This window comes from Verrucomicrobiota bacterium (assembly GCA_016871535.1).
In the GTDB taxonomy this organism is placed as follows: Bacteria; Verrucomicrobiota; Verrucomicrobiia; order Limisphaerales; family SIBE01; genus VHCZ01.
Genome location: VHCZ01000226.1, coordinates 1 through 9871 on the forward strand (window position 1 = coordinate 1; position 9871 = coordinate 9871).

At 60.0% G+C, this 9871-nt stretch carries 10 protein-coding genes; 7 read left to right on the forward strand and 3 right to left on the reverse strand.

All coding sequences use genetic code 11. The features are described from left to right. Together FJ398_21705 and FJ398_21710 are read left to right on the forward strand one after the other, a co-directional pair. Positions 1–392: hypothetical protein (locus tag FJ398_21705; protein MBM3840527.1), on the forward strand; the 392-nt coding region annotated here is incomplete at its 5' end. Next, positions 340–669 (forward strand): type II toxin-antitoxin system PemK/MazF family toxin, encoded by a 330-nt coding sequence (locus FJ398_21710; GenBank protein ID MBM3840528.1) that lies wholly within the window; start codon positions 340–342, stop codon positions 667–669. The genes FJ398_21705 and FJ398_21710, both read left to right, overlap by 53 nt. A 250-nt stretch (positions 670–919) precedes the next feature. Here the strand turns inward: FJ398_21710 and pdxA are convergent, their stop codons facing one another. Further along, the gene (gene pdxA / locus FJ398_21715) at positions 920–1978 is read right to left on the reverse strand and encodes a 4-hydroxythreonine-4-phosphate dehydrogenase PdxA (protein MBM3840529.1); all 1059 of its coding nucleotides are present in this window, start codon (positions 1976–1978) and stop codon (positions 920–922) included. Beyond that, the gene (locus FJ398_21720; protein ID MBM3840530.1) at positions 1924–2895 is read right to left on the reverse strand and encodes a hypothetical protein; all 972 of its coding nucleotides are present in this window, start codon (positions 2893–2895) and stop codon (positions 1924–1926) included. Before FJ398_21720 ends, pdxA begins: the two co-directional genes overlap by 55 nt. A gap of 373 nt (positions 2896–3268) precedes the next feature. On the opposite strand from FJ398_21720, the gene FJ398_21725 reads away from it, so the two are divergent. Together FJ398_21725 and FJ398_21730 are read left to right on the forward strand one after the other, a co-directional pair. Next, the gene (locus FJ398_21725) at positions 3269–4120 is read left to right on the forward strand and encodes a ketopantoate hydroxymethyltransferase (GenBank protein MBM3840531.1); all 852 of its coding nucleotides are present in this window, start codon (positions 3269–3271) and stop codon (positions 4118–4120) included. A gap of 113 nt (positions 4121–4233) precedes the next feature. Next, positions 4234–4830 (forward strand): DNA-3-methyladenine glycosylase I, encoded by a 597-nt coding sequence (locus tag FJ398_21730; GenBank protein MBM3840532.1) that lies wholly within the window; start codon positions 4234–4236, stop codon positions 4828–4830. A gap of 327 nt (positions 4831–5157) precedes the next feature. On the opposite strand, the gene FJ398_21735 is transcribed toward FJ398_21730, so the two are convergent. Continuing rightward, the gene (locus tag FJ398_21735; GenBank protein MBM3840533.1) at positions 5158–6924 is read right to left on the reverse strand and encodes an amino acid permease; all 1767 of its coding nucleotides are present in this window, start codon (positions 6922–6924) and stop codon (positions 5158–5160) included. Between the two features lie 486 nt (positions 6925–7410). Between FJ398_21735 and FJ398_21740 the strand changes: the two genes are divergently transcribed. The 3 genes from FJ398_21740 to FJ398_21750 all read left to right on the forward strand — a co-directional run bounded on the left by FJ398_21740 (position 7411) and on the right by FJ398_21750 (position 9766). Next, positions 7411–7848, forward strand: coding sequence for a hypothetical protein (locus FJ398_21740; protein ID MBM3840534.1), 438 nt, complete (start codon positions 7411–7413; stop codon positions 7846–7848). Further along, positions 7772–8107, forward strand: coding sequence for a hypothetical protein (locus tag FJ398_21745; protein MBM3840535.1), 336 nt, complete (start codon positions 7772–7774; stop codon positions 8105–8107). Before FJ398_21740 ends, FJ398_21745 begins: the two co-directional genes overlap by 77 nt. Positions 8108–8176: 69 nt before the next feature. Beyond that, complete coding sequence (locus FJ398_21750; protein ID MBM3840536.1) at positions 8177–9766, forward strand: NAD(P)/FAD-dependent oxidoreductase; 1590 nt, start codon at positions 8177–8179, stop codon at positions 9764–9766. Positions 9767–9871: the final 105 nt, after the last annotated feature.

Below are 9871 nucleotides of genomic sequence, written 5' to 3' on the forward strand. Positions count from 1 at the left end.
GGAGGCGCAACCACGATCACATCACCAGCGGCATCGGCGCGGCGATGATCGGCTGGGTGCGAGCCGCACGGGCCACCGGCTGCGCGACCTGTCCGCCGAAGCCTCGGCGAAGGCGGATGCTCTGCTACGTCACGCCCAAGGAACACCTCGGCCTGCCGAACAAGAAGGACGTAAAAGACGGCGGTGCTTGCGCACGGCCACCATTCGCCGCGCGCCGTAAGGTGGCCGCCACGCAAGTGGCCCATCCCGGCGCGCAATACCGCGACAACGCGTTGAGCAAGGCCCGCTTCGAGTTCCGCTGGGAAGATCAATTCAATCTCAGCCGGAAGAGGACAAAGCATGGGCAAACCTGTAGTCGGCGAAGTCGTCGTTCTGCCGTTCCCTCAAACTAATTTACAGACTGGCAAACGCCGCCCTGCTCTCGTTGTGGCTGATGTCATTGGTGATGACCTGATCCTTTGCCAGATCACAAGCCAAGCCCGCTCCGACAGCTACTCTGTTTCGCTTACTGCCTCCGATTTTGAGCGAGGCCGCCTCGCCGTGGCCAGCTTCATCCGCCCCAATCGTCTTTTCACCGTCGAGCAATCTGTGATTCTCTATTCCGCGGCAAAAATCAAAGAGACCAAGTTGCAGGAAGTGAAATCCAGACTGCGTCAACCGTTCGCATGATTCCGAATGGCCTGCACTTTCTCGTCCACCACAGCATAGGCGAATGCGGATGCTCGAACGATGAGAATGGCTTCAAGCATTCGGCTTGGATTGATTGGAGCCTCGTTGTGGACTTCGACTCTCATAGTGACATCGGGCGCGCATCCATTCACTGCCCCCCAATTCCGCCGGCCAACCGCTTCCAGCAAAACTCCTCAACGAGAGAAACCGAATGAAATGTCGAACAGCAGCGGCAGGCAGGATGCCTGCCCTACGTTCGCGCCAATCGCTTCGCCAGTGAGATCGCGGCGAGCATGCTGGAGGGATTGGCTTGGCCCTGGCCCGCGATGTCATAAGCCGTGCCGTGGTCAGGAGACGTGCGAATGAAGGGGAGGCCAAGCGTCCAGTTCACGCCGCGATCGAACCCGACCATTTTCAGCGGCGCCAGGCCCTGGTCGTGGTACATCGCAACGACCGCGTCGTATTCGCCCCGGTAAGCTTGATAAAACAACGTGTCGGCGGCGAACGGTCCGTGAACGTCGATCGTCCTCTCTTGAGCGGCGCGCACCGCCGGGGCGATGACCGTCAATTCTTCCGTTCCCAGTTTCCCGCCTTCACCGGCATGCGGATTCAAACCGCACACTCCGACGCGCGCGCGCTTCAACCCCAGATCGCGGCAAGCCCTGGCCGCCAGCTCGATCGCCGTCTCGATCTTCGGTTGCGTCAGTTGGTCCGCGACCTGGCGCAACGGCACGTGAGTCGTCGCGAGGGCGACGCGAAGCCAGCGGCCGCGGTCGTCCTCACCGAGCAGCATCATCGCCGTGCGGTCTGCGCGAGCCACGTCCGCGAGGAACTCGGTTTGGCCGATGAAAGATTTTCCGGTGCGCAGGACGGCTTCCTTGTTCAAGGGCGCAGTCACCAGCGCATCGAGTTCGCGTCGCAAACAGCGTTGCGCTCCATCCGCCAGGTAAGCCAGGGCCGCCCGCGCCGCAGTCGCGCATCCGGGCGTTAGCTTCTCGGAGAATGGTCTGGCGCTTGGGTTGTGGACGCAGAACCGTCCCTGGCTTTGCGATCCTCCGTATGCTTGCAGCTTCAAACCCAGGCCGAGGCGCCGGTTCAACTCCTGGAGCAGCGAATCATCGCCGATGACGAGGTAACGATGGGGGTCCGAATCATCAAGGCCCGCCAACGCCTTGAGCGTCACTTCCGGGCCGATGCCAGTCGGATCACCAAGCGCGATGCCGATCCAACCGGTCATAGCCGAGCCGTCCTGGTCTAGCTGATCGGATAAATCACGACGTACGACTTCTCTTTCAGGCGTTGAATCCATTTTTTCCTCAGCCTTTTGAACTCCTCATCTTTCAGCACGGCCTCGATTTCATCGCGCACGTCCGGCAAGGGCTTGATATGGGCAAGCCGCGCGCCTTCCACTTTCATCAGGTAACACGATCCATCGGGCGACTCGATCACGTCGCTGACCTGGCCGGGTTTGAGAGAAAAAGCGATCTGCGCGAGGTCCGGCCGGAGCACGGAACGCTGGACCCAATTCCAATCTCCGCCTTCATTGCTTTGGGATCCCTGCGAATAAATGCGCGCCATTTCGTCGAAGGGCGCGCCGTCCTTGATTTTCGCCAGCATCTCCCGAGAGAGGTTCTTCGCCGAAGAGAGACTGCCGTTGGGCCGGTTGGTGACCACGATCATTCGAAGCTTTACCTCGTCCTCGACCTTGAACTTGTCGCGGTTCTGCGCCCAGTACAGCGTGATCTTGTGGGGCGAGATCAAAGGGTCTCGCGGAACGTTGTGGCGCCACATCGCGCCGATAATGAATCTCTCGCGGAGTTGGGTCCGGTACGCTTCGTAAGTCAGGCCCTGGGCCTGGAGCGATTTGGTCAGCGTGGCGCGGTCCTGGTAAGTGGTTCGAATGTTCTTATCGACCTCCTCATCGATATAGCTTTCGGGAAGCTTGTAACCCGCCGTTTTGAATTCGTGCAGGATCAGTTGTTCTTCGACGAGCAACTCGATGTTCTTTTGAATCAATTCGTCCCTCTTTTGTTGGAAAACCTCCGGCTGCGTCCGGTACTGGCGCTCCAGAAAATCCAGATCCTGCAAGACGCGATTGTAAACGTCTCGGTACGTGATGACGGCATCGTTAACTCGGGCCACGACGGCGTTGAGCAATCGCGGTTCGCTTCGTGCGGCCTGGCCGCTCAGGACGAACGCGAGCGAAAAAATGAACGCAACTTTCATATTGTGAGGGTGGGAATCTAAAAAACGGCGCCGGCCCGGTCAAGCGTCGCGGTTGTTGGCAAGTGCGATGATGCGATTGAAAGTATCGGCCAGCGACTCCGATTGACTTCCCTCTCTCCCCGCGAGGGACGAGTGGGCAGAGAGTTGGAGAGAGGGGTTTCTTGGAAACATGAGACCCGAGCCAACGCACCTCCTCTCCCCAACCCCGCTGCCATTGAATTAAGCCTGTGGAGTTCTCCTACTCCTGATCGTTCAGAGACAAGCCCTTTTCCGCAGGAGCGTCGCTCCACGGTCGTTAACTCAAGTCGGAGTTACATCGCACCCGTTGATGGCGATTGAGTTCGCGGCGCCAATCTGATACTCGTCGGCTCCGATGCTCCGTCCACGCAAGAAATTCACCGTCTTCGATCTCCGGCAACTCAAGGGGAAACGCTGCCTGACGCACATTCACGTGAAATCTCCGGAGGAAGCGGCGGCGGCGGAGCAGGCGGGGGTCGATCTTATGAGTTGCAGCTTCGACACGCCCGAAGCGCAGGCGCGGCTGCCGCGGCTCGTCGCGGCGGCGCCAAACAGCTTCATCTCCGCGGCGACGCCGCACGGGTTGGCGTCGCCGGAGGAAGCCATTCGGGTCGGATTTCGCGCCCTGGAGATTGGCGCCAGCTCGGTCTATTGCTCGGCCAGTCCGTTTATTGTCGAAGCCATGGCCCGGGAGCGGATTCCCGTCGTCGGCCATCTCGGGATGGTCCCACGCCACGTCACGTGGACCAACTACCGGGCGATCGGAAAGACCGTCGAGGAAGCCCGAGAACTCTATCGCCGCTTGAAGGATTTGGAAAACGCGGGCGCCTACGCCGCGGAACTCGAGGTGGTCCCGCACAACCTGGCGCGCTGGCTGTGCTCGCAAACGAGAATGATCCTCATGTCGCTCGGTTCCGGGACCGGCTGCGACACGCAGTTTCTTTTCTCCGACGACATCCTCGGCGATTACGACGAGCGCCCCCCGCGGCATGCCAAGGCCTACCGAAACTTCGCCGCGGAGCACCGCCGTTTGCAGGCGGAACGCATTGCCGCTTTCCGCGAGTACATCGCTGACGTGAAAGAAGCCCGGTTCCCCGAACGCGGTCATCTCGTGGAAATGGACGCGAAACTCCTCGATCAATTCGTCTGTTCGATCTCGGCCGTGGGCGCGAGAAAGAACGCCGAAAAGCCCAAGCCGGACCGATGAGCACGGCGCTTCATCACGCACCCTGATGACTCGAGAAGGAGCGCGGGCAGCTTGGCCGCATCCAAACAGAATTCGGTTGCAGCGTTACCATACTGCGGCTGAATCTTGCGCCGATGAAAAAACGCTGCGCCTGGGCCGGGGACGATCCGCTTTACATCGCCTATCACGATTCCGAATGGGGCGTGCCGTCGCACGACGACCGTCACCTGTTCGAAATGCTCATCCTGGAAGGCGCGCAGGCCGGGCTGAGCTGGATTACCATTTTGCGCAAACGCGAGCATTACCGGTACGCCTTTGCCCATTGGGATGCAGAAAAGGTCGCGCGCTTTGGCGAGAAGGATGTCGCACGTCTCATGGCTGACGCCGGCATTGTGCGCAATCGCCTGAAAATTCACGCGGCGATCGAGAACGCGAAAGCGTTCCTGCAAGTGCGCGCGGAGTTCGGCAGCTTCGACCGTTATCTCTGGCAATTCGTGGGCGGGGCGCCGATTCAGAACAAGCGCCGGGCCTTGCGTGACGTGCCGGCGCGCACGCCTGAGTCCGACGCGATGAGCCGCGAGCTGAAAAAGCGCGGGTTCCGTTTCGTCGGTTCGACCATCTGCTATGCCTTCATGCAAGCCGTCGGCATGGTGAACGACCACGTCACGTCCTGTTTCCGTCACGCGGAGTTGAGTCCGGCGCCGCCACTAGTCCGTCGGCGGCTCTCGTAGCGGAGCGTTGAACTTGGACGCATTCGCGCAAATACCGAACCTCAGCCTGGCTGGTCTCGCGAATGGGTGGGGCGAGGCTTACTGCTTGATCCGTAAGATGGACGAAAAGACTCGTAGCGCAGAGTTGCACTCTGCTGTATCGCAGAATTGCATTCTGCGGGGCGTCTCCCGGTCCGAGCGCGCTGGGACTTGCCGGCGGCCTGCCGATTGGAAATCGGCGATACGGCAGATTAAGAATCTGCGCTACGGTTCTCCGGTCGATCTGTCGCCAATCCCAGGGTCTGCACAGTATAGCTGAGCCAATGCCACCTCTAAGTAAGTTACCACTCACCCCGCGTTCCCATTGAGCTTGCTGAATTTGCGGCCGTAGAAAAAATAAATCGCCAGGCCGACCAGGAGCCAGATCGCGAAGCGCGCCCAATTCGTGATTCCCAATTGAGTCATGAGATAGAAACAGGTCAGGAGCCCGAGCACTGGGATCAGCGAAAGCCTTTTCAGGAACGAAAGCACCGTGACGACGGTGGCCAGGAGGATGAACAGCGCCATCGGGATTTTTTGTTGGAAGAGGGTCCAGCCCGCCTGCACTTGCCCGGCTTCGTTCGCTCGCGGCGCCAGGCTCAAGAATTCGTCCCAGACCTCCGCTGTGAAATACCTTAAGCTGACGAAGATCACCGTGAAGTACAGTAAAGGAACGATATAGCGGCCGTTGATGTAAGGGGTCTTGAATTTTGGCTGCGGCGGAGGATTCGCCGAATTTTCCAGGACTAAAACCCCGCCGCAGACCAGAACGAATGCGAACAAAGTTCCGATGCTGCTCAGTTCGATCACCTCCTTCAGATTGAGGAAGAGCGCCGGGACGGCGACGAGCAAGCCGGTGACCACCGTGGAAAACGAGGGCGTCCGGTGCCTGGGATGGATGCGCGAAAAAATCGGAGGCAGCAGCCCGTCGCGGCTCATGCTCATCCAGATGCGCGGTTGGCCAAGCTGGAAAACCAGGAAAACGCTCGCGATCACGAAAATCGCGCTGAAGCCGATCACGCCGCTCAGCCAGGGCAATCGTTCCTTGAAGATGAAGGCGAGCGGGTCGCCGACATTGAGTTCCTTGTAATTGACGATGCCCGTGAGCACGAGGGAAATCAGCGCGTAGAGAATCGTACAGAGGATCAAGGCGCAAAAAATTCCCCGGGGCACATCGCGTTGCGGGTTCTCGCACTCTTCAGCGGTCGTGGAAATGGCGTCGAATCCAATGAACGCCCAGAAGACCGCCGCCACGCCGCCCAGCACGCCGGTCAATCCGTTTGGCATGAAAGGAGACCAGTTTTGAGGGTTGATATAGAAGAAGCCGATCCCGATCACCGCCAGGATGACCCCGAGCTTGAGAGCGACCATGAGGTTGCTGGCGTTGCGGCTTTCTTTGATCCCAACGTAGATCAACGCGGTAATTGCGGCGACGATCACGAGGGCGGGAACGTCCGCGATGAAACGGAAGGGGCCAAGGACTGGCGCGTTGGTCCAGGCGTGGTAAGCGTCCGTCAATTCGGGATGCTCGGCAAGAATCTGCGCCAGGGATTGGCCATTGGCCTGGAGCGCTTCCACTGCGTGGTGCGCGCGCAAGGCGCTGAGAAAGTCCAGCGTCAGATATTCTGGAATCTTGATGCCAAATCCCGAAAGAAAGGCCGTGAAGTAATCCGACCATGAAATGGCGATGGCGATGTTGCCGATGGCATATTCGAGCAGCAGATCCCAGCCAATGATCCACGCGATCAGTTCTCCGAACGAAGCGTAGGCGTAGGTGTAAGCGCTGCCCGAAATGGGAATTCGGGAGGCGAATTCCGCATAGCAGAAGGCCGTGAAACCGCACGCGATCGCGATGAAAATAAAGAGCAGAGAAACGGCGGGCCCTCCGGACGATGCGGCCTGCCCCACCGTGGCGAAGATGCCGGAACCGATGATCGCCGCGATCCCGAAAGCCGCCAGATCGCGGGCGCGCAGGGTCCGTCGGAGTGAACCGCCGTATTCGCGCCCCATCCGGCCCTGTTCGGCCTCCCGCAGGATGCGCTCGACTGACTTCCGGCGGAACAATTGGCTGAGCATGGAAAGCACAACGACTCAACAGGAGGAAACAGAGAGAACGGAGATCAAACTCGCGAACTCCATTTCGTTTGTTTGCTCTTGTTTGCTGTTCAACGGCAAGAGTAACCCCTCAGTTAACGACGGTGGAGCGACGCTCCTGCGGAGCTTTTCTTCGATGGCATTGGCTCGGCAGGAGCCTCGCCCCACCTCAGCTACCTTGACTGAGGGGATACCTGCACGACGCGTTTCGGCGTTTCGCCGTTTCGCCTTGATTGGTTCTGAACGCAGAGCGCAGATTGACGCCATGGCTGATTTTCGCAAAACGGATGAAACGTTTACGTCGGGCGCCAGCACTCTGCCGCAGCGGTATTTCGTTTCCCAGGACGTTTTTGCAGCGGAGCGAGAGCATCAAACAGGAGATAACGGAGCGAAGGGAGAGCGCCAGATGCCAACGGAAGTCTTCCAACTCAAAACGCTCACGCGCGTGCTCGCAGACGACGTCGAGTTATCGGAAGCGCTCGGCATCGCCGAAGTCTCAGCCCTCGCGACGCGGAACGGAAGTGGCGCTCGACGCTGCAGACGAAGGCCGGAGTCGTCGTGTTGTTGTCCTTGCTGAACGAAGGACGTCTGACGGACCGCCTGGGGCGCGCGACATGGTTTCGCAGCGCCCTTGTCATCCTGACCTCGAATCTCGGAGCGAACGCTCCATCCAGCGCCGGCCTCGCCGCCGACGCCGGGCCAGATTACGGATCGGAGGTGACGAAGTTTTTTCGACCCGAGTTCTTCGGTCCTTACAGCCCGCGTTGGGGATGCTCGGACCTCGCCGCCTTGGCCACAGCCAAAATCCCTCGCCGCAGGACCCCGCGCAATTTTCGGACACGCTCTGAGGCGCGCGGATGTGGAATCCATCGTGCGCAAGGAACTCTCCGAGCTCGCCCGTCGTGAAGGCCTCGCTGCGGCTCGACTTCAACTCCAGTGGACCGACCGTTTGGTCGCCGCGATTGCGCACGAGGGCTACGACCAGCGCCTCGGGGCCCATCCGCTGCAACGGACGCTCGAACGCCTGGTTGTGACACCTCTCGCCCGGTGGAAGGTGGCCCATTCCGAAATCCAGGATGCAATCGTTCTTCTCGACTCCAATGCCCCAGGCTCCATCATGGTGCGCCATGAGACGGTTTCATCTCCGGCCGCGAACATTTCATGAATTCGGATTTCGGATCTGGTTGCGGCTCCACGGCTCGGTTATCTCTGTGGCCTGCTGTTGAACTGATTCATGAATTCAAAATACGACGCCCTCGTGATCGGCGCCGGGCATAACGGCCTCGTCGCCGCCGCTTATCTCGCCCGCGCTGGACGAAAAGTCCTGGTGCTCGAACGCCGCGAAGTCATCGGCGGCTGTGTGGTGACCGAGGAACTCTGGCCCGGCTTCAAGGTCTCCACGGCCAGCTACGTCAACAGCCTTTTCCGTCCCGAAATCATCCGCGACCTTGAACTGAAGCGCCACGGATTCGCCATGATCCCGCGCAGCCCGTCGAGTTTCACGCCCTTGCCGGACGGGCGCTATCTCCTGATGGGACCGGACAAAGAAATGACCCGCCGCGAGGTTTCCAAATTCTCCAAGAAGGACGCGGAGAATTTGCCGAAATACGAGGCGATGCTCGAACGCGTCGCGGCTTTTCTCGAACCCATGCTCTCCGAGACGCCCCCCAACCCGTGGTCCGAGTCACCCCGCGATTGGCTTCGGCTCGCGAAAACAGCCTGGAAGTTCCGCAAGCTCGGCGCCGACGGCAAGCAAGCCCTGGAAATCCTCACCGGCGCCGCCGATCCTATTCTCGACCGCTGGTTCGAATCCGAAGAAGTTAAGACCACGATTTCGACCGATGCCATTATCGGCGCTTTTGCGACGCCGTCCATGCCGGGCACGGCGTATGTCCTGTTCCATCACGTGATGGGCGAGTGCGACGGCGTGCGCGGCGTGTGGGGTTACGTGCGCGGCGGCATGGGGGCTCTTTCCCACGCGATTGCCGCGGCGGCGAGGGAACGCGGCGCGGAAATCAAAGTAAACGCGCCCGGCGCGCGCATCCTCGTTCGGGATGGCCGGGCTTGCGGTGTCGCTCTGGCGAACGGCGACGAGTACCGCGCCGACCGCGTCGTTTCGTGCGTCGATGCCCACGTCACCTTCCTTCGGCTCATGGACCACAAGGATCTTCCCGCCGAGTTTATCGAGGCCGTTCGGCATCTCGATTACTCCAGCGCGAGCTGCAAAATCAATCTGGCCCTCACGGAAGTTCCGAACTTCACTTGCTTACCGGGCAAAGGCGTGGGCCCTCAACACCACGGCACCATTCACATCAGCCCCAATCGAACTTATATCGAGAAAGCCTTCGACTGCGCCAAATACGGTTACATCTCCGAGAACCCGGTGATCGAGGCCACCCTTCCGAGCTCGCTCGACGAGACGCTCGCTCCCAAGGGCAAACATGTCATGTCGATGTTCACGCAGTATTTCCCTTACAAGCTGGCCGCCGACGCGGGAACCCTTGAGGAAAACAAAAAGCGTTACGCCGAACGCTGCATCGACATCATGACCGAATACGCGCCCAATTTTCGCCAGGCGGTCATCGGTTATCAGGTCCTGGCGCCGGCCGATCTGGAAAACGTTTTTGGCCTGACGGGCGGCAACATCATGCAAGGCGCGATGTCCCTCTCCAGCTTGGCCTTCATGCGCCCCTTGCCCGGCTACGCCGACTATCGCACACCGATCCGCGGACTCTACCTTTGCGGGGCCGCGACTCATCCCGGCGGCGGCGTGATGGGCGCCTGCGGGTACAATGCAGCGCGGGAAATCCTGAAAGATGAGTGAGACCTCAGTGGTGAATTCTTCGGCGATCGCCAAGCAGCCACAGCGCTTCGGCAGCCAAAGTCAGGATGAGAGCAAAGCCAAAAATGGCCGAGAGTGTGAACTGCC